6 protein-coding genes and 1 pseudogene are annotated in these 26,746 nt (G+C 61.6%); all 7 read right to left on the bottom strand.

The window, feature by feature from the left end; genetic code table 11:
- Positions 1-9 precede the first annotated feature (9 nt).
- Entirely contained in the window at positions 10-759 is a 750-nt protein-coding gene (locus JM946_RS07485; RefSeq protein ID WP_203166586.1) for a polyketide synthase, read from the bottom strand.
- Positions 756-1,535 (bottom strand): enoyl-CoA hydratase/isomerase, encoded by a 780-nt coding sequence (locus JM946_RS07480; RefSeq protein ID WP_203166585.1) that lies wholly within the window; start codon positions 1,533-1,535, stop codon positions 756-758. Before JM946_RS07480 ends, JM946_RS07485 begins: the two co-directional genes overlap by 4 nt.
- A complete protein-coding gene (locus tag JM946_RS07475; protein WP_203166584.1) occupies positions 1,535-2,794 on the bottom strand; it encodes a hydroxymethylglutaryl-CoA synthase family protein in 1,260 nt (419 codons plus the stop codon). Before JM946_RS07475 ends, JM946_RS07480 begins: the two co-directional genes overlap by 1 nt.
- Before the next feature lie 49 nt (positions 2,795-2,843).
- Positions 2,844-6,893: an SDR family NAD(P)-dependent oxidoreductase gene (locus JM946_RS07470; protein ID WP_203166583.1), complete on the bottom strand. Its 4,050-nt coding sequence runs from the start codon at positions 6,891-6,893 to the stop codon at positions 2,844-2,846.
- A gap of 38 nt (positions 6,894-6,931) precedes the next feature.
- Entirely contained in the window at positions 6,932-19,600 is a 12,669-nt protein-coding gene (locus JM946_RS07465) for an SDR family NAD(P)-dependent oxidoreductase (RefSeq protein WP_203166582.1), read from the bottom strand.
- 30 nt (positions 19,601-19,630) lie between these two features.
- Positions 19,631-25,681 carry a polyketide synthase gene (locus tag JM946_RS07460; protein ID WP_456115329.1) on the bottom strand — a complete coding sequence of 2,017 codons (6,051 nt, stop codon included), beginning with the start codon at positions 25,679-25,681 and terminating at the stop codon, positions 19,631-19,633.
- Between the two features lie 84 nt (positions 25,682-25,765).
- Positions 25,766-26,746: pseudogene (locus JM946_RS31910) on the bottom strand (beta-ketoacyl synthase N-terminal-like domain-containing protein); the annotation flags it as partial.

Below are 26,746 nucleotides of genomic sequence, written 5' to 3'. Positions count from 1 at the left end.
TCCGCTCGCTCAGTGCCGGAACAATTCTTCGATGCGAGCTTTCACTTCCGGCTGTGGGAACGTGATGGCATGCATCGCCACTTCCTTCTCGACCATGCCCGGCAACGCATCCCGCAGCGAGGCATTCAAATGTTCCTTCAATGTAACCAGCGACAGGCGCGGCTTTTCAGCCAATACCTGGGCCAGCTCCAGCGCACGTATCATGACCTGGTCCCGAGGCAGCACCGGAAACGAGATACCGCGCTGCTGCAGTTCCTCGCCGCGATAATTGTTTGCCGAGAGCATCATTTCAGTCGCCAGCCCAAAGCCCAGCTTCTGCGGCAACACGCAAGTGGCGCCCATGCCGGGCGTAAAGCCGTAGCGCATGAAATTCGCGGTATAAATGCTTTCGCGACTGAGTATCACGATGTCCGAAAACAGCCCGAGCACGAATCCGCCGCCGATGCCGTGACCTTGCATCGCCGAGATCACCGGCACCGGGCAGCGCAGTGCGAGGCTATACAGATCGCGATCGGTGAAAGCGCCGTGGCCTGCCGAGAGACTCAGCAGCGCTTCTTGCGTGCCTCCGCTGGCAAAGTAGTTGTCGTAACCGGTGAGGATGACGACTTTGCAATCGGAGCGCGCGCCGACCTCTGCAAAGGTCTCGATGAGCCCCCGGGTCAACGCTTCCGAGAACGTGTTCTTGCTGACGCGGTCCTGCATCTTGATCTGCAAGACGTGCCGCTCCACGGTTTGCAATTCGACGACGCTGTCTGTCATGAGTCGCCCTCCCACGGAAACTGACCCGTGCGCACATAGCGCGCAATCCTTTGCAGGTTCTGCGAATCCGCAAACACCTCGCGGTTCGCCGTGATCGCTGCGTCTTCAGCTGCATCGATCGAGCCATCGATCGCATGCAAGTAGCGCTTGTAGCGGGCGACGCCGGTCTTGTTCAGTCGGCGCAGGCGCAACAGGTTCTTGCGCAGCAGGTTGTCGCTGTTTTCTTCATACGCGTCGACCAGGCCCCACTCTTGTGCCTGCTGCACTGTGACCGGCTGCGTCATCAATGTCATGTAATTGGCTTTCGCGAAGCCGATGCGCCGGATCAGGAACGGCAGCACGCAGGCCGGCATCAAACCGAACAACAGCTCGGACAGGCTGAACACCGCCGCAGCATCCGCGAGCACGATGTCGCAAGCGGCAACGAAACCGATTCCGCCGGCGTTGGCCTTGCCGCGAACGTGAGCGATCGATACAAAAGGGCCGGTCGCAAGTCGCCCCCACAGCGCATACATGGGCCTTGGATCCTGCTGCCGGCTCTCGCCGCCTTCCGAGCTCTGCTCCAGCTCCTTGAAATCGGCTCCAAAACAGAACACTTCCGGCAGTCCCTCGATGACGACGATCTTGCAACGCGTATCGCACACGTCGAGCGCCGCCGTGAACTCCCTGATCAGTTGCTCGTTGATCGTGTTGTTGGCTTGCGGGCGGTGGATTTGCAGGTACGCGATGTCGCCGTCGAAACGGGTGCGCAGCGTCGCGCAGGCAGGCGTGTCCATCAGCCGATCCACTCGTATTCGCGGTGAAATTCCTTGATTTGTTTCAGGAACAGCACCGGCTTGCCGAGCGCGCTGCGGGCACGCGAGATGAAGCTCGTGTCGAGCTCGACGTTGCGGGTGCCGAGCTTCACGGCGTTGTTGCCGACCAGCAGGCGGTCATATTCGTCCAGGGTCAGCTCGGTGCGCCGATCGAGATGTTGCTTGATTCGCATGGCCCGCAGGCGCTGCTGACCTTCGGCGCGCACCACGCCGCTGAAGAATTCAGAGCAGCAGCCGGAGCCATACGAGAACACGCCGACACGACGTGGCCGTTCGAAATTGCCGTGCTCGATCGTGCTCGCGAGCGCCAGCGATGCTGTCGCACCCATGATGTTCGCCACGCGCTGACAATAGATCATGCCTGGCGTGACGCGGCGCTGAAAATCATCCTCGATGACCTGCGGCTTGGCTTGCAACAGCTTGCGCATCATGTTGCGGTGAGCGCCTTTCACCATGCCGCCGAACGGACAGTGATACGCGAGATACGTGAACGTCTCCGCATAGTTCGCGTCGGGCACGCGCTTGTTGTATTCGCGGAAAGCGTTTTCGCAGCAATCCAGGTAGGACAGCAACGAGAGGTCCGAATCGCCGGCATCGCCGTCCGGCGTCGGGCGGCAGGTGTCCATCACTTCATAGCCGTAATATCCGTTGGCGCCCACGTCGACTTGAAAAACGTGAGGCTGCTCGCTGATTAGCATGGCCACCGCGCCCGAACCGCTGCTCGGCTCGGCAAACGACCAGTCGGCAGTCAGCGCATCCCCGCCTTCCTCCACCATGAAGCGCGACACATCGGTCGCGATCACCAGCGCCTTGGCCCCTGGCGAGGCCTGGGACAGCACGAAGTTCACCGCGGCTTGAATGCCTGCGACACCCGAGTAACAGGCATTCTTCAGCTCGAACAAACGGCAGTTGCGATTCAATCCGAGCAGACTATGACAATAGGTGCTCATGGACTTGCCGAAGTCGAACGCCGACTCGGTGCACGTGATCACCATCTCGATACGGTCCTTTTCCGCGGCGCTCAACGCGTCGACGATTGGCTTCGCGGCATTGACCCCGAACGTGATCGGATCCTCGTACGGCAGCGCTACCGATTTTTCCTTCATCAGCAAGTTCTCGAAGCGCGCCGTATCGAGCTTGCGGTGCTCCGCGAGCTTCCTGACGTCCAGGTACGCTGTGCCGGCGAAGGCGTTCATCGCTTCTATCCCGACGGTTCTCATCGCAATTCTCCACAAAAGAAATGACCAGACGCCTCGACCCTGCGCCGCCTCAGGCGTGCAGCAGCTGCCAATCCAACTTGGAACCCTTGACCCAGAGCTCGGCGAGCTTCTCGACCTCGCGGGTCTCCACCAGGCGCTGCATGAACTCCTGACCCGCCTGCGTGTCGCCGACGTCGAGATTGGCGTCGGCGCCCAGCTTCACCGAACCCCGAAACACCTTGCGGTGATAAAAATTCTCGCGCTCTTGCAGGAACCCCTCGAGCAACTCGCTCCATTCCTCGATCGTGTTGGCGACGAACGCGACGCGTTCCTGCATTTCCGCGCGGCCCGTTTGCAACGTATAGGCAATGCGCTGGAGCGTGAGCGGCGAAGGGTCGGTTCTGCGCAGGAACGACGGATACGCTCGCAGTGTGTTGTACAAGGCGTCCGCGTTGCGCGCCGAGAACACCAGTAGTTGAGGTGCAGCGCTGTCGGTCGTTGCGACAGCTGCCGAGTCGGGCTCGATGTATTCCTCGACGACGACGTGCGCATTCGCTCCGCCGAAGCCGAAGCTGCTGACACCTGCGATGCGGCTCTGCCCCGCCGCTACGATCCAGTCGCAGGCCTGTTGTGCGATCTTGTAAGGCGTGTCGCTCAAGTCGAGCAGCGGACTGATGCGCTCGCAATGCAAGCTCTGCGCGATCCTGCGATGGCGAATTTGCAGGATCGCCTTGATCAGTCCCACCACGCCCGCGGCATATTCGAGGTGGCCGATGTTCGATTTGATGCTGCCGAGATAACACGGGTCGGTCTGCTGTTTCTCGACGGCGCTGCCGGCCTCGAGCAGCTCCTTCGCGACAGCCTTCAAGCCGCGCACTTCCACGGGATCGCCCAACTCGGTGCCCGTGCCATGGCATTCGATGTAGCCGACGCGACGAAAGTCGATGCCGGCATCCTCGATGGCTTTTTTGATCACAGCGGCTTGCGCATTGGGATTCGGTGCCGTCAGCGACGTGGTTCGTCCACCGTGATTCTCTGCCGCGCCCTTGATGACAGCGTAAATATCGTCGCCGTCGCGTCGTGCCGCGGCCAGTGGCTTCAGCATCAACATGCCGACGCCTTCACCGCGCACGTAACCATTCGCTTTATCGGAGAACGTCTTGCAGCGGCCGTCCTCGCACAGCATGCCGGACTTGGTGAAGCTCACGTAGACGTCGGGGCCGAGCAAGGCGTTGACGCCGCCGATGATTGCCTGATCACAATGCCCCTGGCGCAGCGCTTCGACCGCGCGATGAACAGCCACGAGCGAACTGCTGCACGCCGTATCGATCGGGTTGCTCGCTCCGTGCCAGTCCATGTAGTAGCTGATGCGGTTGGGCCCCACCGACGATACATTGCCCGTGACCGAGTACGCCTCGATCGGCAGATGGCTCATCAGGCTCGCGTAACTGCTCGGGCCGCAGCCGATGAAGATTCCGGTGTTGGTGCCTTTGAGACTGTCGCCGCCGTAACCGGCGTCTTCGATGCACTTCCAGACATACTGCATCATGAGGCGTTGCTCGGGATTCATGTACGCGGCCTCGGCCGGCGAGATCCCGAAGAACAGCGGATCGAATTCGTCCATACCGTCGATGAACGAGCCCCACTTGCTCACGCCCGGATAGTCGCGCCAGTTCCAGCGTTCGGGCGGAATCTCTCGAATCGTGTCGCGGCCTTCGTCGAGCATGCGCCAGAACTCATCCGGCCCTTCCGCGCCCGCGACCCGGCAGCTCATGCCGATGACAGCAATGTCCTCATCGCGATAGCTGCGCTGGCTCTTGTAAGCCCCGTGAAACCGGCGCGCGAACTGCGTAACGGATGGATCGTCCGCCGCTGCCTCGGCCGTCGCGGTACGCGGCAATGGTTTCGCTGGCGCTGCCGAGCCTCGGGCAGTCGTCGGAGCGAGTTTTTTCATCATCTGCGACGCATGATTCTCCGCGAGGAAGCGACTGAACCGTAGCAGGTTGGACGCCTCGAACATCGCCGTCGGCATCAAGTTCAAGTCGTACGCGTGATTCAAGTGCGTCACGAAGCTCGAGATCAGAATCGAGTCGAACCCAAATGCGGTCCAGTCCTCGCTGTCGTTGAGCTGATTGGGTTTGAGCTTCAGATGCTGTGCCGCTTGCAGGCGCACGTCCTGCAGAATGTCTCGTTGCAGCTTGTCGAGCTCGACCGATGAATGCTGCGGCTCGCTCGCCGTCTTGGGAGGCGCGAACAAAGCAGCCTGCAAATGTTTCTGGCCGTAGAGCGGCAACACGCGGGAATGGGAGCTCGCCATGATGAGACGCAAGGCCGCCAATCCTGCGCTGCTCGGCAACGGCTTGATCGCGAACGTCCTGGCCAGAGTCTCGCGAGCGGCAGCATCGAGTTGCATGCCGCCCTCCTCCCACAGAGGCCAATTGATACTGATCGAACGGCCGGGTGCCCGCTGTGCCCGTTGTTCGATATAGGCATCCATGTAGCCGTTGGCGGCGGCGTAGTCGAACTGCCCCGGATTGCCCAGTGCGCCGGCAACGGAAGAAAAGGCGACGAAGTACTCCAGCTGACACGCGGCAGTGGCACGATCGAGGTTTTCGATGCCTCGTACCTTCGGCCCCAGTACGCGATCCACGGCTTCGCCGCTCTTCTGCGCCACCCAGGCATCATCGATCAGGCCCGCAGCGTGCACCACGATCTGTATATCCGGATGCTCGGCGACGATCGCCTCGACCTGCTCCAATTGCGCCACATCGCATTGTCGGTACACCACGTCGGCGCCGAGTTGTTTCAATGCTTGAATGCGAGCGTCGTCCGAGCCGTTGGGTGGCCGCCTGCCGAGCAGGATCAGTGTGCTACCAAGCGAATGCTCCGCGATGTCGCGCGCGACCAGGAAGCCCAGGGCGCCGAGTCCCCCGCTGATGAGGATTTTTTTGCCGTTCGGCCAAGCGAGCTCCCGGCTGTCCAAGGTCGCTTCGGTATGTTCCAGCGACAGGTAGTCATTGCCGACCTTCAACCGAAAGTCGATGTGCGAATGTTCCATCGCGATCGTTCTCAACGCGGCCCACAAGCCATGCGCGCATTGATCTCGAGTGTGTGCGCGGAGCTCGATGACGTGCTGCTGAGATCTGTCCTGCAACAATGATCGAGCTGCGTCCAACAAGGCTTTGGTAGTCGCAACGTAATCGGTGCCTGCCTCGACGATGAGAGGCTCGCGCGCGTCCGAGCGCGCCGGCGCCGCAGTCACCTTCCACTCCGGCAGGTAAAAGCTCACCCTGTCCTGCCTGGCATTCAGATCGATCTCGCGCGTCTGAAAGCCCTCGATGATCACGCGAACATTTCCGGACTCATCGGCGGCGATGTAGTGCATGCCATCGGTGTGCTGCCGGATGTAGACCATCATCGTATCGGCGAGCGCGTCGAGCACCAGCGTATTGCTGACTGCAAACGGCACGACGTTGGCTTCGGGATTGCTCACCAGCGCGATGCCACTTTGAATGATGCTATCCAACATGCCGGCGTCCATCGCCATGCCTCGCGCGGCCGCGCCGGGCAGGCGAATCTTGGCGAGCCCAGCACCCTTGCCATCGAGCCAGATCTCCTCGACGCCCCGATGCGACGGCCCAAGATCGACGCCGCGCTTGCTGAACCTTTCATAGAACGCCGCCTTGGTGGGGCCGGACAAGGTGCATTCCTCTCGCAACAGCGCGATATCCAGCTGCGGGGCATGACCTTTGGCTGCCAGAAACTCGCGCTTCTTTTGCACCGACACTTTGGATTGAAAGTGCACGCCCTGCTCGGTGCTGACTTCCACGCCAAACGATCCGGCGGCGCCGGGATAGACCCGTGTAACGACCGATCGCTGCTCTCTTACGGTCAGCGCGTTGACGAATACGCTGTTGCTCAAAACCAGCATCGAATCCCTGGGCAACGAGATCGATGCCGCCACCGCGGCGCGCGCGATCTCCAGATACGCCATGCCCGGAAGGATCCTTTGACCCTGGATCACATGATCGGCCAGGAACGGCTCGCTGCCGGTGAAGACCGACCGAAACTCGCCGACCGGATAGTCGCGCGGGGCGCTCGTTGCTGCGGATGACTTCATGAGACTGGAATCCTGACGACAGGCGGGTGGCAGCCTTTTCAGGCGGTGATCCGTGCATGCGAATGCACGGCGGCTTCCTGCGGTACCCAGGCCCGCACGCAGAAATTGGTGATCCTGACCAGCGGCTCGCCGCTCTCGCTCAGAATGTGAATGTTGAATTGCAGGATGTTGGCGCCACGGCTGCGTTCATCGTCGGCCTGCTCGATCAACGCATGACACGAGGGCGTCAACGTGCTCAGGATCTCGATCGCATCGATCGCGAACGGCAGATGCATTCCGGCGGCGTGATTGCCTGTATCGAGCAACGCCGCAATCGATTGCAGCGCGCCGTCGATCAGGCAGGGATGCAATATGTACTGTTCGAAGTCAGCCGCCTGCTCAGCCGCAAGCTGCAGCTTCGCAAGCGCGCAGCCGTCGCCCAGCAACACTTCTTTGACGACTTGGAACGCCGGCCCGTAATCGATGCCGAGCCGCTGGAAGCGTTGGTAATACATCGTGGCTGCGCGATGTTCACGGCAGCGTTGCTGCCATTCTTCGAGTGCTGGCGCCGCCGCTGGTTTGGTGACGGCCCCATCTTCGAACACCACGCGTCCCTCGCAGTGCACGACCCGTTCCTGATCGTCATCGAACGACACCACACCGAACTCGGCGCTATCACCGATGACCTTCGACAAGCACACCTGCAGATGCTGCGACCCACGGTTGAATGCGAGGGGTTGCACCCAGACGATGTCTCGCAACTGACGCACCCGCTGTTCACCAGCAATGGTCGCCGCGACACAGGCCATTTCGATGAACCCAGCTCCGGGGAACACAGGCTGTCCTTGGATCTTGTGGTCTTGCGCGTAGTACTGATCATCCGCGAGCGCTGCATCGAAGCTCACTTGTCGCAGCGTCGATGAGTTATGAGAGATCAGCGGATGTAAACGCGGAGCGGAGGTCGGTTCGGCGACATGGGTCGTGGTCCTCGACGCGCTAATCCAATGTCGCTCGCGCGCGAACGGATAGCTCGGCAATGCAGTCTTGTAATGCGGCTGTTCGCCGTAGAGACGCTGCCAATCGACATCGCTACCCTGCACCCACAACTGAGCCAGCGCAGTGAGATCATGCGCGGCACACAGTTTGTGCATATGTTCGCGCGCTTCGCGTGAGGCCTGCTTGGAGCCACGTTTCTGATCGACGCTGCCGCGCCATACGTGCACCGTCGAGACCAGCGGGTCGTGCTGCTCGAGCCAGTGCTGAAGCGAGGCGCGCAATTGAGCGACGCTTCCGACCAAGAGCGCCAGTCGCTCGGCCATCGCTTCACGGCCGACCTGCACGGTGTAGCAGAGACTTGCAATGTCGCCGCGAGGATTCCGCTCCAGGAATTCAAGATATCGAGCCGCGTATTCTCGCAAGCGCGGCTCGTTCTTCGCCGAAAGCACGAAAAGAAAGTCACCTGTTGTTTCGTGCCGCACGCCCGACTCCGTCGGCACATACTCTTCGAGCACGGCGCAAGCATTGACGCCTCCGGCGCCGAACGCATTGATCAATGCACGACGGGGAAACTGCTCCGGGGCCGGCCACGGCGTCAAAGTGGTTTGCAGAATGCACGGTGAGCGCGCGAAATCGATATCGGGGTTCGCGACCTCGGCATGAATGCTCGGCGCGATCTGATGATGTTTGAACTGCAGCAGGATCTTCGCGATGCCAGCAATGCTGGTCGCGGATTCGGCGTGGCCGATGTTCGCCTTGACGGAACCGAGCGCGCAGAATTGCTTATCGGCAGTGTGTTGACCGAAAGCCTGGGTGATCGCCGCTAGCTCCAGGCTGTCGCCCATTTGCGTGCCGGTGCCGTGGCCTTCGATGTAGCTGATGGAGCGTGCGGATACGTTGGCCTGCGCCAGCGCCTGGCTGATGACCTGCGCCTGCGAGTTCGGATTCGGCGTCGCATAGCCATTGGAGCGACCGCTGTGATCGAACGAGCTGCCGCGGATCACCCCATAGATGTGGTCGCGGTCGCGCTCGGCCAGGCTCAGAGGCTTGAGCACCAGCGTACCGACACCTTCTCCGGGAATGAAACCATCGTCGCCCGCACCATAGCTGCGGCACTGGCTGCCGACGGCGAGCATGCGACGCTGGCAGAACGACTGATATTTGGCGGGATGCAAATACAAATTCACGCCGCCGGCCAACGCAACCTGACACTCGCGCCGACGCAGGCTTTCGCAAGCCAGGTGCACGGCCACGAGCGATGACGAGCAGGCCGTGTCGACGGGCAGGCTCGGGCCTTGGAAATCGAAGTGATACGACACCCGATTCGCAATCGACCAAGGCATGGCACTCGGCGTAACCATCTCGCCGCGCTGCCAGGCTTCCGGTGCGAGCAAGTGATAGGAGTTCGTGGTCACGCCGACAAAGACACCGACGTCGGCGCTCTTGCCCTTGGGATACAGCTGTTTCAAACGCTCGCGCGTGTAGCCGGCGTCTTCGACGGCAGCCCACGCCGATTGCAGGAACCATCGCTCCTGCGGATCGATGATGTCAGCTTCTGCGCTCGAGATATTGAAGAGCCCGGCGTCGAATCGGTCGAACGCATCCAGGAAGCCGCCCCACTTGCAATAAATCTTGCCGCGTTCGGCCTGCGCGGGATCGGCGTCGAAGAACTGGGCGTAATTCCACCGGTCGGGTGGCACGAGCTGGATCAAGTCGTCGCCCGCCTCGAGATGTTCCCAGAATGCATGCAGGTCTTCCGCCTGCGGGAAATAGGTGTGCACGCCTACGATCGCGATTGGCTCGTTGTGGGTCAGCGTTACCGGTGCGACGGCCTCGGTCGCAGGCTCCTGCGGTAAGGCGCGAGCTGACGATTGCGTCGTGACTTCAGTGCGCAACTTGCGGCAGAGCGCTGCCGGGGCTGCTTCGCACAGATAGTCTGCGAGCTCGGCGACCGTCTCATGTTCATAAAGCAAGGTCTTCGGCAGATCACCCAGGTCGCGCTCGAGCGCCGCATTGAAGCGGCCGATCATGACGGAATCGAAACCGAATGCTTCGAAGCGCTCATTGAGATCGACGCGTGCCGCCGGGATCTTGGTTTCCCGCTCGACCAGCTCGCACAAGTACTGTTGTGTCGACGTGCGCAGCAACTCCGGGGCGATCGCGGCTTCGTTCGTCGGCGGCTGGGACGCCAACTCGGCGGGCGGCGAGCAATACGCGGCAATCGTCGACGGATAGCCGTACAGCGCGAGCGCATGTGTCATATCGGAACTCAGCAGCGTTTCCCAATACGACAGGCCGATGTCGGTCGGCAGGGCGCACATTCCGGTGCGCTGTTCCGTGCGCTGCAGATCGGTCGCCGGCAACTGCATTCCCCCGTCCTGCCAGAAGGGCCAGGCGATGGACAATGTCTTTCCGAATCGCTGACGCCGCCCACGGCGGGATTCGCGGTGCTCGGCGAACGCGTCCATGAAGGCATTCGCATACGCATAGTCCGTCTGGCCGACATTGCCGAAGCTGCCGGCACCCGACGAAAACAGCACGAACAGATCCAGGGGCTCCGCCGCGGTCAGGCGGTCGAGGTGCAACGTGCCTTGCACCTTCGGCGCCAGCACCCGCCGCAAGCTGTCACGTTCCTTTCTGATCAACAGTGCATCGTGATTCACACCAGCGCTGTGAAGCACACCGTTCAGCTGTCCGAACTGTGCCTTCGCTGTTTCGATCAGGCTGCGCGCTTCATCGGCATCAGCGACGTTCGACGGCACATACATCACGTCGGCGCCGAATGCACGCAGCCGATCCAGCTTCCGCTGCGACTCCTCATTCGGCGCGGAACGGCCGCTCAACACCAGCCTGGCTCGATAGCGCTCGGCGAGATGACGTGCGAACAAGTATCCCAAACCGCCAAGGCCCCCCGTGATGAGGTAGACGCCGCCGTGTTTCAACGGCAGCTCCGCGGCCACCTGCTGTTCGGGATGTTGCTGTTCCAAGCCAAGCACGAACCGTCGAGCCGGGCCGCCATTGCCTGCCTCATACCGAATCGCCGTTTGCCAGGGTGCCGGCGACTCCAACTCTTCGATGATGCAAGTGACGGTGTCGATGGCGCTGCGCTCGGCATCGATACATCGGTGATCGAGCTCCAGCACGCGACCGTTGTAACGATTGTTTTCGAGCGTCAAGGATCGATAGAACGCGGCCAAGGCCGCGCAAGGCGCCGTGTTCGCCGCCTCCGCCGCGTGAAAGTAGGATACGAAAGTGCACGGCGACTGCTGCGACCGGCTCGCCACCAGGGCCTTGCAAAGCGCGAACAAGCCTTCGACACCGACCTGCAGCGCGCGCTCCAGCGTTTGATCGTCCCCATCGACTTGGCCGTCGTTGGACAGCAGGCGCGCGCCATTCAAGTTGTGGATCACACGCGTGGGATGCTTGCCTTGCGCCCGCAAAGTCTCGATCAGCTTGTCGAAGTGCTCCGGCCTGCCGGCGTCGACACTGAACCGATCGGCGCTGTGTTGCTGATACGTGCCGGCCAGCTGTACCAACACGATCGCCTGCAACGGCGTGGCGGTGAGGAGGCGAGCTTGCACCTGCTCGAACAGCCGATCGTCGGCGTCCAGAATCAACAGCGTATCTTCGTGGCCAAACGGCGCGTTGCGTGGCGGCAAGGACGATGCACGCCACTTTGCCGCGTAATATGTTTTCTGCTTGCCTTCCTTCGGCTCGGCGAGTGGCGCTGCCTCGCTGGACGACTGGGTCGGCTGTACCCAATATCTCTCTTTTGCAAACGGATAGCCGGGCAGATGCAAGCGTTGGGGCAACGTTCCGGCATAGAGCGACGACCAGTCCACGTCCGCCCCTTCGGTCCACAGTTTTGCAATGGATGCGGATTGCTGCAGACCACCGCCTCTTCTCAGCGATGCCAGTTGTTCTGCCAATCCCGCGCTGTCTTGCGTGCGAGCCACGGCGCCGCGATACCCGCTGACGTTCGCATCACTCGCCAGGAACGCACGCAATTGCGCCTGCAACTCCTCGATCGAGTCCACGACCCAGGCGCAGCGCTCTCGCATTGCATCCCGGCCGACCTGCAACGTATATGCGAAGTCGCGCAACGAGACGTTACAGTTGGCGCGCTCCAGAAACACAAGAATGTCCTGCGCCCGCGTCCTCAACTGCTCGGCACTGCGCGCCGATAGCGGAACGATATATGTCTGCGGAGGAACCGCTTCTTCGCGCGGAGCGGCCGTGTACTCCTCGATGACGACGTGCGCATTGGTCCCGCTGAATCCGAAAGCGCTGATGGCGGCGCGTCGCTTTACTCCAGGCGCCGCAGTCCAATCCCGCACCGTCTGGTTGACGTAGAACGGCGAGTTGGCGAAGTCGAACAGCGCGTTCTCCTGCGTCATGTTCAAGCTCGGCACCAGCTTCCTGTTTTGCAAACACAGCAGTGCCTTGTGCAGGCCGGCCACGCCGGCGGCGCCTGAAGTGTGGCCGATGTTGGTTTTGACCGCGCCCAATGCGCAGAAGCGCTGCTGGCTGGTGTGTTCTTTGAACACGGTCGCGAGCGCTTCGAGCTCGATCGGATCGCCGAGCTTGGTGCCGGTGCCGTGCGTTTCGACATAGCTGATCGAAGCCGCATCGATCTGGTGCTTGCGATAAATCTCGCGTTCCAGCTCGATCTGGCTGTTCACGCTCGGCGCCGTGATGCCGTTGGTCTTGCCGTCCTGATTGATGCCCGAGCCGATGATGACCCCATAAATGCTGTCGCCGTCGCGTTCGGCATCGCTGAGGCGCTTCAACACGACCGTCCCGACACCCTCGCCGGGCACGAATCCGTCGGCGCCGTTGTCGAACGTCTTGCATTGCCCCTCTCGCGACAACATGCCGGCCCGGCACATGCCCACGTACGAATCTGGAACCAGGTACAGGCTGACGCCGCCGGCGAGGCCCATGTCGATCTCGCGATTCAACAGCGCCTGGCAAGCGAGGTGGACCGCGACCAGCGATGAGGAACAGGCGGTATCGATCGGGATCGCCGGTCCCTTCAGGTTCAAGTGATAGGCGATGCGCGCGGCGCCGATGGCGAAGCTGTTGCCGGTGGTCTCGACGTTCTGCGGATTGCCCTTGGCGAGCAGGAATGCGTATTCGTTGCTCATGATGCCGAGGTACACGCCGCACTTCGTGTTGCTCAGCTTCGTGCTCGAGTAGCCAGCGTCCTCGAAGGCGCGATAGCTTTCCTGCATGAACAGGCGGTGTTGCGGATCCATGATCTCGGCTTCCGACGGCGAGATCTGGAAGAACAAGGGATCGAAATGCTCCGCACCCTCCAACACGCCGAGCCATTTGCAATACACCTTGCCGAGTTTGCCGGGCTCCGGATCGTAGTACGCGTCGACGTCCCAGCGGTCCGCCGGAATCTGCTGGATCGAATTGCGGCCGGCGACCAGGTTGCTCCAGAACTGCGCGAGGTTTTCGGCACCGGGATAGCGCCCCGCCATGCCGACGATCGCAATCTTCTCTTGATGCCTGTTCGGCTCTTCGTCGCGTTGCGCGCTGGCAAGTGTTGCCAGTGTGCGCGATCGGCGCTTCAAAGCGGGCAATTTGACTGTGGCGACGCGAGCGGGTGGGCTGATCTCGACTTTTGGGGCGGGGACTTCGATGGGCAGCCTTGCCAGCTCGGCGTGCACGAGGCCCGCGAGGGCTCGAATGTTTGCATAGTCGTAAACGCGGGTCGCCGGGATTTGCAGGCCGTAGGTTTTATTGATCGCCTTGACCCATTCGACACCCACGATGGAGTCGAGCCCCAGATCCACGAACGATCTGTCGCTGTCGATCGCATCGACATCCAGGTATAGCGCCCGCGCCAGACTCAGCTGCAATTCCTGCTGCAAGCGCTCGACGCCGAGCGGCGCGGAATCCAGGGCTTTCACGACCACGGCCGGCTCGTTGGTCGGCAATTGACTCTGTATATATGTGCTGAGCGCGGCAACGCTCGCGTGATCGTAGACGCGAGTGGCGGCGATACTGAGCCCAAGCTCCTTGTTGATGCGCTTGACCCATTCGACGCCGACGATGGAATCGAGCCCCAGATCGACGAACGACCGATCATCGTCGATGCTCGCCTCGTCCAGGTACAGCGCTTGTGCGAGCGTGCGTTTCAGGAGCGTCTTCACATCAACGCCAGCGGTGCGCGCCGACACCTGCTCCACAGGCATTTGTGTGACTACCGCGGCTGCGACGACCGGTGCCGATACGCTATCGACGCGCGCAATCGTGGCGGGTGCATCCTCCAGAGCAATCAACTGTGAGATGTCTGGTTTTGTCAGCGCAGTTTGAGCAATGGCCGGCATGGCCGAAAGCTCGGCCAACGCAACCGCGCTGGGCTTGGTCAAGCCATTGCCGACTGCAGCAGGGACAACCTGCACAGTGACTGCTGGTGCATCGTCTTCCCTGTGCGCCGATACAGCCAGTGACAATCCACGCCAACGCAGACACACAGTTCCAGAGGCGTCGCACCAGTCCATGTCCCAAACATTCGTGGCGCCGTCACGCCACCGTACCCACACCCGCATGCTGGGCGTACACGCAAACATCACACACAGCGATTCGATCATCTCCGGCGTTGCATCGCCGATGTGCAGCGCCGTGGCCGCGGTGTCGAGCACCGACTGCACCAACGCGGGGGGCAATGAGCATTCATCGGGATCCGACTTGCCGACATCGCCACTGTCGATACCGATCAGCATTTCCTGCGCGCCCAGCCAAGCGCGCCGAGCCGATGGCGATGGATTCGATGACAACGGCACCTCATGCAGGCGCCTCTTGATGGCATCGATGTCGATCCTTTCGCTGCGCACGGACGTCGTGAAGACGCCGCTTCCCTGGCTGTGAACGCGCTCGCCGGCATCGTTGCTATAGATGTCGAAATCGATCACGTCGTCCGCCGACGGATAGAGTGCGATATGCAACGCGCGCTCACCGTCAGCTACGAAAGATTCGCCAAAGCGCAGCGACCGCAATTCCAGCGCACCAGCTTGCGGGGCCCTGCGCGCCCGATTCAGCGCCGCGCACGCCATCTCCAACAACATCGAGCATTGCATTGCCGACGGCGTGAGCTCATTGGCGTGAAAGACCGATGAGAACCTCAACTGCTCGAGATCCGAGGTGTTGGCATGCAGTAGCGGATGGATGACCGTCGGAGTTTGAGATTGGCTCGGTACATCGACAGGGAACAACCCCTTGTTCGGATCGATCCAGTATTTGTCTTTCGCGAACGGGTACGACGGCAGATGGGCGCGCCGCGGCCGTTGCTGACCGTAAAATTTCTGCCAGTCGAGATCCAATCCCCGCACCCACAGCTCCGCCAGCTTGGCGAGGCTGCGCTGCTCGATCCACTGGTCGAGCGCCTGTTCGAATGCGGCATCCGCCGCGAACAGCGCCAACGTCTCCTTATGCGCTTTGACGTGACCGCGGAACACCTCTCCGGTATCGCCGTCGAGACAGGCACGCAGTACTCGCTCCAGCTCCGGCACGGACTCGACGACGAAGCACAGGCGTTCGTCCATCGCCTCGCGACCGACTTGCAGCGTATAGGCCAGGGAAGTGAGATCGATGCGCCGACCGCCTTCAGTCCGCACGAAGTCCAGAAGGTCACGCATCTTCTGGGTCAACTGCTCGGCAGTACGTGCCGACAGCGGCACGATCACCGGCGCTGCCATGGCCTCGTTCACGATCGATTCTGCGGCGTTGTACTCCTCGATCACGAAGTGAGCGTTCGCACCGCCCGCGCCGAATGAAGACAATCCAGCGATGCGCGCGACCGGCTTGCCATCGACGACAGGAGCTTCCCAGTCGCGCAGCTGCTGGTTCACGATGAACGGGCTGCACTCGAAATCGATGTTCGGATTCAAACGTTGCGAATGCAGCGACGGCACGATCTGCCGGTGGCGCAGCTGCAGAACCACTTTCGTCAGCCCCGCAATGCCCGCCGCCGACTCGCAGTGCCCGATGTTCGACTTCGCCGAGCCGAGCAAACAGAACTGCGTGTCGCCCGTGTACTGCTGAAACGCCTTGCTCAACGCCGCGATCTCGATCGGATCGCCGAGCTTGGTCCCGGTGCCATGCGCTTCGATGTAACTCACCTGGCGCGCACTGATGCCCGCATCCCGCAACGCCTGCCCGATCACCGCCGCTTGTGCTTGCGGATTCGGCACCGTGTAGCCGTTCGTCTTTCCGCCGTGATTCAGCGCGCTGCCGCGGATGATGGCGTAGATCGCATCGCCATCGCGCTCGGCATCCGACAGTCGTTTCAAAATCACCGCGCCCACGCCTTCGCCGGGAATATAGCCATCCCCGCCTTCACCGAAGCTCTGGCAGTGCCCCGCACTCGAGATGAACTGCCCGGCGCTCAGCATGCTGTACTTGCCCGGATGGATGCTCAGGTTCACGCCGCCGGCAATGGCCAGATCCGTGCCGCCGGTGCGCAGGTCCTGACATGCCAGATGAATCGCCGTCAGCGACGATGAGCACATCGTGTCCAGCGTCATGCTCGGCCCGTGCAGGTTCAGCACATACGAGACGCGATTGGCGATGCTCGCGAGACTGCCCGAACGGTTGTATTCGCCGTACATCACCCCGACGTACACGCCCACCTGCCCCGCCAGCCCATTCGCACGAGGAACCTGCAGGCTCTTGCGCGTGTAACCCGCATCCTCCATCGCCATCCATGCGTGCTGCAGGAACAAACGTTCCTGCGGATCGATATACGGCGCCTCGCGCGGCGAGATATTGAAGAACTGCGGATCGAATTCATCCGCGCCGCTGATGAAGCCGCCCCATTTGCTGTAATGGCCGCGCTGATCTCGATCGCTGGTGTAGAAGTCCTCCCATCGCCATCGCTCGCGCGGTATCTCAATGACGCAATCCTTGCCGTCTAGCAGATTGCGCCAATAATCCTGTACGGTTTCTGCTTCTGGATAACGGCCGCTCAGGCCGATGACGGCGATCGGCTCCGACGCTGTGAGCCTGCTTGGCTGAGCCCTCGTGATCGCAGGTAGCGATGCCGCCTTCCCTCGCATTGCGAGCTTTTGCGTCGCACGCGGTGTTTGTTTCTCCACCGCTCGCACCGGCTCCGTCGTTGCAATCTTGGCCGGGGCCAACAGCCTCTGCAACGCGGGTTCGTGCGCATGGGCCAGATGCGCGCTGAGCTCGGCCAACGTCTGATATTCGAAGAACAGCGTTTTCTGCAGCGGCCCGAGCTGTTGCTCCAGCTGGCGCGTCAGGTTCATCGCCAGAATCGAATTGATGCCGTAATTCTCCAGCGGCTCGTGCACATCGATCTGTGCGGCCGCGATCTTGAGAATCGGCGCAAACTCCTTGCGCAGGAACGCTTGCGTCCTGGCGAGCAAATCTGCAGAAGTTTCCAGCCGCTCGGGATTTGGCAATGCGGGTGGGGTGTGCTCCACCGTTCTGGATGCGGCAGGCGCATCGAACAGTCGGCGCAACTTTGCACCATCGCCTTCCAGTGCCACGATCTGCGCGTCTTCACCGGCCAGCGCTCGATGCAGGACTGCCATTGCCGAAGCAGTTTGCATCGGCGCCATGCCGGTCTGCGCCTGCAACCATTGCACGCTGTCCTCGGCGGGACGCATGCCGCCTTCTTGCCACAGCGGCCAATTGATCGCGACCGTCCTGCCCCGACGCAGCTGCTGCGCTCGCAATTGTTCGCGTCGACGCGCGAACGCGTCCATGAAACCGTTGGCAGCCGCATAATCGGCTTGGCCAACATTGCCGAACACTGACACGCCGGACGAAAACAACGCGAAGAAATCGAGATCCAGGTGTTGAGTCGCTGCATCGAGGTGCCACGTGCCGCGCACCTTCGGCTGGAGCACCTGCGCCACTTCTTCAGCGGTCTTCTTGATAATTACATTGTCACTGCGCGCTCCGGCGCAGTGGAAGACTCCCTGAATGCGGCCGACGTTTCTCAGCACGTCTTCGATCGTCGCCGTGCAGTGGGCAAGATCGTTCAAATCGAGCCGGCGGTAGTGCACCCGCGTTTCGAAACCGACCGCCATCATCTGCTGCTGGATCTTGGCGTCGAGCGGTGCGCGCCCGGTGAGCACAACCTGCGATCGCTGCGTTTGCCGCAAGATCTCCCGTGCAAGCAGCCGACCCAAGCCACCGAGTCCGCCGGTAATGACATAGACGCCCTCTTCCTTGTACAGAGGATCCGCAGGTTCTACGACCGGTGGCGACTGAACCTTCCAATCGAGAGAGCGCCATTGGTCCGCGCTGTATTGAATGGACGTGATCCCGGCCTGCGTGCTCGCATGCGACAAGTATCCTTGAACTTGCTCCCATGAGGCCTGCGCGTTCGTAATGATCATCTGCGTCGTCAGCGCTGGATTCTCCAGGGTCGCGGTCTTCAGCATCGAGCTGAGTCCAGCGAGCAACAATCCCTCCGCGGTATCCGGAATCACGCACTGGACCAGCGCCTTCGAGCCCGCGTGCTGCTTCAACACCGCCTGCAGGTGCGCGAAAACCTGCAGGGCTGCGGACTCGTAACTTGCGGCTGGGTGTTCCTGGCCGGCGCACAAGATCGTCGCAACCTCGCCGAGCGTTCGCGTCGGCGCACTGATGTCGATCGCTGGGAAATCACATAGCAATGCTCGCCGATGAGCGAAATCCAGCGCGGCCGGCCCGGAATTTTCGACACGTCGATACGCGCCCCACTCCGGGACCGCAACCAATATCTCCACTGCTGCTGCATCCAGACGGCGTGCACGGAAGCCCCGCATTTGCACGCAGATATTGCCGTCTCGATCACACAGATCGAGATCCAGCACCAGCGGGCTGCCGCCCTCGACCGCCGGCTGAATTCGTCGGACAAAGGCATAAAGTGCGTCCCCGCACGGGCCGAGAATGCACAGCGAATCCAACGCAAACGGCAGCAGAGATTCCGAAGGGACGACGTCGCGTCTACCCAACCCGATTGCCGCCTGCAACGCGCTGTCGAGCAACGCCGGATGCAGCAGGTAGGCGCTGTTGTCTTCGCCGGCGAGCGCCTGGGGTAATGCGAGCTCGGCCAGCACCTGTTCCTGGCCGCTATGCAACTGCACGATGCCTCGATGCGCCGGGCCGTATTCGATGCCCACACGCGAATACTGTTGATAGACCGATGCGCAGTCCCAGTGCTCGCGTGCCATCTGCTCACGAATGCTCGCGATGTTCAGCGGCGCAGCCTCGACGGTATCGTACAAGCGCACACGCCCCGAGGCATGATCGGTATCCTCATTGCCAGCGTCCTGGCTGAAGATCCGAAACTCCAGGAAATCCTCGCCGGCGTCGATGTCGATATAAACGTCGCGCTCGCTGTCGACGACCAAGGGCGACAACCACAGCACATCTTCGAACGCAACCAGCGAGGCTTCGACCAGATTGGGCACGGCGTCCGCGACCGCCGCTCTCGCCATCTCCAAATAAGCGACGCCCGGCAGAACTCGCGCCACGTTGCCGCCCGGCATCCGGATCTGATGATCGCGCAGAAAGAACTCTTCTCCCGTCAGGCGCGTGCGATAGCGCTGACGAGTCAATGTGGAAACATTGCGCTCCACGAGCGGATGCAGACGCGGGTTGTCGGTCGGACGCGCGAAGAACTGACCGATGAGATCCAGCGCCTCGACTTTCGCCAGGCGCTTGCTCTGCAACTCGGAAATCACATACTCGACGAAATCGACCATGGCACCATCTCTTGCGTTGCTTGGCACTGGCTACGCCAGCGATTTCACGCGCTTGACCACCTCGCCGGTGGTCACCTTCCCCTGCTCGAGCTCGGTGAACAGCTCGGCAATGGAATCCAGGCCCTTGCCGAGCCGCCGGTGGGGTGTCGGCAGCGGAACCACTCGTGCACTGTCGCTCGATCGCAGGCTTTCTTTGCTCGAAAACCAGCAGCGCATGCGCGCGAACGCATAGGTCGGCAAATGCATCAGGCGAATCTTCTTGTCACCATCCATGAGACTGTCGTCGGCACTCGCATCCTGGCGGTACCCCTGGTCCGCGATGTCGGCGACCTTTTCGTGCAGCAATGGATGAAACTTCCGCGGCAGTTCGCTGCCTCGGACCGAGACCGCATCGATCGATGGAACGGTCGGCGTAACCCAGTACGATTCCGCGGCGAACGGGTACAGCGGCAAACTGATCGAGCTGGGTCTGTGCGAGCCGTACAGTTTGCGCCAATCGAGCACGAGGCCTTTGACCCATAGCTCGCAGAGCCTGCTCATGCCGCCCTCGGCGATGCACTTATCGATGACGAGCGTCCGCACATCGTCGTCCTCGCTGAACAGTCGAATGCTCTCGCGGCCCTGCTTGATGTTCGCCGCGAACAGCTGCACGGGCAGTGGTTTTCCCGCAGCGGCGGCATCGATATAGATACTCAGGTCATCGATCGCCTGGGGAACATCATGGGCGACGAAACAAAGACGCTCCTCCATGGGATCGCGGTTCAGCTGCAAGCTGCTGCTCAACTCAGCCAGTGACAAGCCGCGTTGTGCTTGCATGAAGTCGCGCAAATCCCTTGCCTTCTGCAGCAGCTGTTCGGGCGTGCGCGCCGAGATCGGAATGACGAAACCAGCGTGTGGTGCCACGACTGATGTGGCGGCTTGCGACACGGGCGGCGTGTACTCCGTGAGCACTATATGGGCATTCGTACCACTGAAGCCGAACGAGCTGATCGCCGCCTGACGCGGCACCTCGACCGGCGTTTCCCACTCGCGCAACGCGGTGTTTACATAGAACGGACTGTTGTCGAGGCCGAGATGTTCGTTCGGCGTTTCGAAATTGATGCTGGGCGGCAGCTGTCGATGACGTATCGCCAGCAGCAGCTTGATGAAGCCGGAGATGCCGGCCGCCGTCAAACAGTGTCCGATGTTGGTCTTCACGGAACCGACGGCGCAGTAATTCCTGTCTTGCGTCGCTGCCGAGAACGCCGACTTCAGCGCTTCGATCTCGATCGGATCGCCGAGCTTGGTGCCGGTGCCGTGCGCCTCGATCAACTGAATCTGCCGCGGATCGATCGAGAACCTGGAATAAACATCCTTGATCAGGCGCTGCTGCGAATCGGCATTCGGTGCGGTGATGCCGTTCGTCTTGCCGTCCTGGTTGACACCCCATCCCCGCACCACCGCGAGGATCCGATCGCCATCGCGCTCGGCATCCGCCAGGCGCTTCAAGAGCACGATACCCACGCCCTCGCCCGGGACGAAGCCATTGGCGCGCTGATCGAATGTATAACAGCGTCCGTCCGGCGACAGCATGCCGGCATGACTGGTCTTCAAGAACATGTCGGCGTTCGCCATGACATAGACGCCGCCGGCGAACGCGACATCGGAAGCGCCGGTGATCAAGCTGTCGCAGGCGGTCGCGATGGCGACCAGCGAAGACGAACACGCCGTATCGATCGAAATGCAAGGTCCTTGCAGGTTGAGGAAATATGCGACACGCGCGGCCAGAATGGATGGCGCGCCGCCGGTGAAACCCAATGCACTGATTTGCTGTTCGCGTGACAACAAGTTGTAGTCGCCGTGCGCACAGCCTACGAACACACCGCATTTGCTTCCGGACAGTCGCTCGGCGGTGTAACCCGCGTTTTCCATGCCGTGCCAGCAACATTGCAGGAACAGGCGCTGCTGCGGGTCCATGGCCTCGGCCTCGATCGGCGATAACCCAAAGAACAGCGGATCGAACTGGTCGTGGCCTTCGAGCACGCCCATCCACTTGGAGCTGCTTTGACCGAGCACCGCTCTGCCGTCCACGAACAGCGCGTCCATGTTCCAGCGCGACGGCGGCACTTCGCTGATGCAGTTTTTTCCGTTGGCGATGTTGTCCCAGAATCGCTCCAGGTCCTTCGCCATGGGGAAACGCCCCGCCATGCCGATCACGGCAATGGCTGGCGCCTGCGCCGGCGTTGAGTGCGAGGTGCTCGCAGCGACGCTGCTGTCATCTCGCCACGAGGCAAGCTTTTCCCAACCGACGAACGTCGCGCCGGCCTTCTTGATTGCAACGGGCGTCGGCACCCGCTCCACCGCAACCTCTGCCTTGGGCTCGATGTGCGAAGGGCCCGGTATGTTTGCATGCGCCTGCGAGAGCTCACCGATGTATCGACTGAGCTGCTGCAAATTGGGGTGGCTGTAGATCTTGGTCGCCTCGATCGCGAGCCCGAACTCGGCGTTGATCTTGCGGATCCAGGTCACCCCCGAAATCGAGTCCAACCCCAAATCCACGAACGGCGTACGTGCCTCGATGTCGCTTTCGCCGAGGCGCAACTCCTCGGCGAGCAAACGGCGGATGGTCGGCAATACATCAACGCGCTGCGAAGATGCGGACGAGAGGCTTACCTCTGCCTTCGCCGGCGCAGATGCGCTCGGCGAAAAACGCTGCTCGATGCGCGCCAGCGTGTCGGTCTGACCGACCAACGTAGCCTCGTGCATCGCGACTTCGCGAGCAAACAAAGCTTCCCAGGCAGCCAGCCGATGCGCAGTGCTTGCGGCTTTCCAGGCAAGCAGATCGTTGCGGTCGTGCCGGCTCAGCGAGCGAGCGATCGCCATTGCGTCCGACAGCACCTGAGCGCGCGGCACGACTGTCAAGAGTGGATTGCGCTGCTGGATCTCGCTACCCAACATTTCGCGACCGGTGAACAGGCTGTCTCGCGCCAGATCGAGGCCAAGCTTCAGCGGCAGCACGCCGGTTGCGCCCGCGCCAGGCGTGAACCCGAAGTTCATATAGGGGCTGACGTATCGGCTCTCTTCACTGAACACCATGCAATCCGCAAACAGTCCGAGCGTCCAGCCTGCCCCGATGCCGTGGCCCTGCATTGCCGCCACCACCGGCAGCGGACATCGCATCGCCAGCTGAAAGACGTCCAGGTCGGTGAAGCGCACCTTACCTGCGTGAATCGCTTTCAATCCGTCGCGCGTGCCGCCGGACGCAAAGTAAGTGTCATAGCCAACGAGCACGACAGCTTTGTATGAAAGCGACTGGCGTACATGTTCGAACACTTCCTGCAGGCCTGCGATCAGCGCGTCGGAGAACATGTTCTTCGCGTCGCGGTCTTCCAGATGCACCAGCACGACACCGTCCGCATCGACGCTCGCGCGAACCACACTCGACGTCAGCGCTAATCGCATTTCCTGAGTCGGCAGCGCGTCAGCGGTCGCCTGCTCGACATACGGCTGTTCGCGCTGCCTGATGCGGGCAACGAGCGCAGTCTTACGCCGGAAAAGATCTCGTGACACAGCTGATAACGTGTCGGCCAGCTGCTGCGCTTTGTCCATCACCGCGTCGGCGGAACAAACCTCCAGCATCGGCAAACGCTGCCGCAGCTCGCATGCGCCACTCATCATGCCAGTCAATGTCCAGACGCTCGCCCAGACTCCTAAGCGTTGCCGCGTGACTTCGTCGAGCAGCGCCAGATGATCCCGATGATCTCGCAACGCGAGTCCACCGTAGCGGCCGCCCTCGCTGTAAACGGCGGCATCACATGCCAGTGCCAGCAGGAACCCGGCATTGGTCGCATTCCGATCCAGCACCGCGATGATGGGTGCGTTGAGTTGCAGCACTGCAAACACCAACTGCTGCAGTGTTTGGCTGTGCCGAGCCGCGTCCTCCGGCAAGAACTCGTTGAGCTCGCTGCTCAGGAGGACCGCGCTGGCCCCGCTACAAGCTTCAAGCGCGACGCGCAGTTCGAGCAGCGCAGCGGCAGTACCCGTTCCATTTCGCGATCTCAGTCGCAGATGGACCTGGTTGTTGTCGCTGCGAACAGATTCGACACAGCTCGGAGCCGACGTCGCCTGCAACACAGATTCCCGGGGCGCACTGATCGCCCGTGAGCTTTCGGCTGAGCTGAGTTCGGCAACCCGCGCTTCGAACTCCATCGCCATGTGTTGCTTGAGTAGACGCAGCGCGCTTTGCGTTTTCTCGCCGAGGCCCTGGCACAACTCCTGTACGACACCATCGACCTGAGCTTGCGCAACCACGCGTGCACCCCAGCCCGCGTCCCGCAACTCCCGGCCGAGGAGATTGCTGGTGTTCATTGCCAGCAAGGCCGCGAACGGCTCGCCAAAGCGCGCGTCGAGCCAGTCTCTTTGCCACGCCTGCGTCAACGACCATCCATCTGCCGTCTCGAGACCGTAGGACTGATCGTCAACGGCGACAACAAAATCGCACACACACGCGATCCAGAATCCCGCGCCCGATGCCGCCTTGGACAGTACGGCCACAGTTGGATATGGAAACGAAGCCAAGGTGTGCCAGAGCGCGCGCGCCGCTTCGCTGGCGAGTACGTCTTGGTCGGCGCTCGGCAAACGCTGATCGTCGCTCTCGATCACCAAGGCTTTGATCGTTGGCAGGTCACGCGCGCGTTTCAGGGCCTGTTCGAGCTCGCCGATCAATCGCTCATCGAATCTGCCTTCATTGCGTTGCAAGCGCAGAGTGAAAATGCCCGCGCCTCGTTCATCGAGGACGATGGACACACCCTCATCCAGGTCTCGCGCGTCGGCCCGTGCCGCCAGAGCCAGCGCGGGCTTGTGCAACGTCGATGAGACAGCCAGCGCATCGATTTCTTCCGGTGTCGTCAGATCGATCGCGGTGGGTTTGTCGAGCGCAGCGAACGCGCGATCCGGGGTGTGTATGGTGGGTTCGGACGGTTCGGCGATCGGCGCATCGATCTCGGCCGCGGGCTGAAGCTTCGCTGCGACTAACGTCAGCTGACCGAAAGAAGCGCAGACGTTGCCATCGGCATCGCAAATCGTCACATCGACGCTGAACGCATCATTCCTTGGCTGCGCATTCGAGAGCTGAATCCACGCATACTGCGGCTGCTGACTCGCAACATTGCATCGCAGGGTCGCGATGCTCGCCGGAAGATACAGGCCATCGCCCACAGGACGGCGGAGCCATTGCGCAGCAATCAATGCGCCGTCAAGCACCGCCGGCTGTACCACGAAGTCAGCGAATGCTGCTCGGGAAGCGTCCGACGACTCGAACGTCAACAACAATCCATCCGTCGCCTGATGCACTGACGTGACAGCTTGATACAACGGCGCGATCTCGAGCCCGAGCGACTGACACGCGCTCGCGACCGCGTTCTTGTCACCAAGCATCGGTGAAGCGCGTCTTAGCAAACTCGCAACGTCGAGCACGTGAGCCGGTTCGTCCGCGCACTCTCTCGCCAGCCCCTGACACAGCACCACCGGTTCGGCGCTCTGACTGGTGATCTCGAACGCGACATCTTCGGGCGCTGGCCGTCGACCCTGGCCCGGCAGCAGCACCGAGATCTCAACGGGAACGTGCTCCAGCGTTTCAACGGGTGAAGCGAGCCTTACGTCGTGCAGTTCCAAAGCCGAGCTGCGCTCGAATGACGGCAACGCGTCCTCGAGCGCCGCACGCGCCGCTTCGATCAGAACACCGCGCGACAAGATGGGATTGCCGAAAAGCTCGATGCCTCTGTAGCGCTGGCCGTCCACGCCGAGCAAGCTTCGATAACGTTGTTGACCCGGCTTCGAGATGTTTTGCTGTAGCAGCGAATGACCGGAGAGAGGCACCACGATGGCGTCGGTGCGTTCATCGGCATCTTCACGCCAGTATCTTTCCCGCGCAAACGGATAAGTAGGCAAGTGCAGGCGCCTGGGCACAGACGACGCATACAATCGTCGCCAGTCGATTTCGAGCCCTTTGGTCCAGACATCCACCAGGCGCGACCACTTGCCGGCGCGGAACCAGCCATCGACACTGGCCTGCAAATCCTCATCGGCGCTGAACAGCGCCATGGCGTCGCGATGGCGCTTGATCTGGGCGTAGAACATGTCATCGGCGAGCGCACCGTCATCTTCGCTCGCGCTGGCAGCGAACAGCGCCAGCCGTTCGAGCAATTGCTCTCGTGAAGACACCAGGATGCCCACGCGCTCATCCATCGCTTCGCGGCCGATCTGTGTGGTGTAAGCGAGCGATAACAGATCGATGTTGGGATCGTTGTCGATGAACGCTTTGAGATCGCGCGACTTCTGCTGTAACTGAGTGAGCGTTCGCGCCGACAGCAGGACGACACAAGGCGCGCTTTCCTGCACCGACTCATGCTTCAATGGCGCGGTGTATTCCTCGACCAAAAGATGCGCGTTCGCACCGCCCGCGCCGAATGAAGACAAACCAGCGATGCGCGCGACCGGCTTGCCATCGACGACAGGAGCCTCCCAGTCGCGCAGCTGCTGGTTCACGATGAACGGGCTGCGCTCGAAGTCGATGTTCGGATTCAAACGTTGCGAATGCAGCGACGGCACGATCTGCCGGTGGCGCAGCTGCAGAACCACTTTCGTCAGCCCCGCGATGCCCGCCGCCGACTCGCAGTGCCCGATGTTCGACTTCGCCGAGCCGAGCAAACAGAACTGCGTGTCGCCCGTGTACTGCTGAAACGCCTTGCTCAACGCCGCGATCTCGATCGGATCGCCGAGCTTGGTCCCGGTGCCATGCGCTTCGATGTAACTCACCTGGCGCGCACTGATGCCCGCATCCCGCAACGCCTGCCCGATCACCGCCGCTTGTGCTTGCGGATTCGGCACCGTGTAGCCGTTCGTCTTTCCGCCGTGATTCAGCGCGCTGCCGCGGATGATGGCGTAGATCGCATCGCCATCGCGCTCGGCATCCGACAGTCGTTTCAAAATCACCGCGCCCACGCCTTCGCCGGGAATATAGCCATCCCCGCCTTCACCGAAGCTCTGGCAGTGCCCCGCACTCGAGATGAACTGCCCGGCGCTCAGCATGCTGTACTTGCCCGGATGGATGCTCAGGTTCACGCCGCCGGCAATGGCCAGATCCGTGCCGCCGGTGCGCAGGTCCTG

Source organism: Steroidobacter gossypii, assembly GCF_016801985.1.
In the GTDB taxonomy this organism is placed as follows: domain Bacteria; phylum Pseudomonadota; class Gammaproteobacteria; order Steroidobacterales; family Steroidobacteraceae; genus Steroidobacter; species Steroidobacter gossypii.
This window is presented reverse-complemented; position numbering and strand designations above follow the sequence as displayed.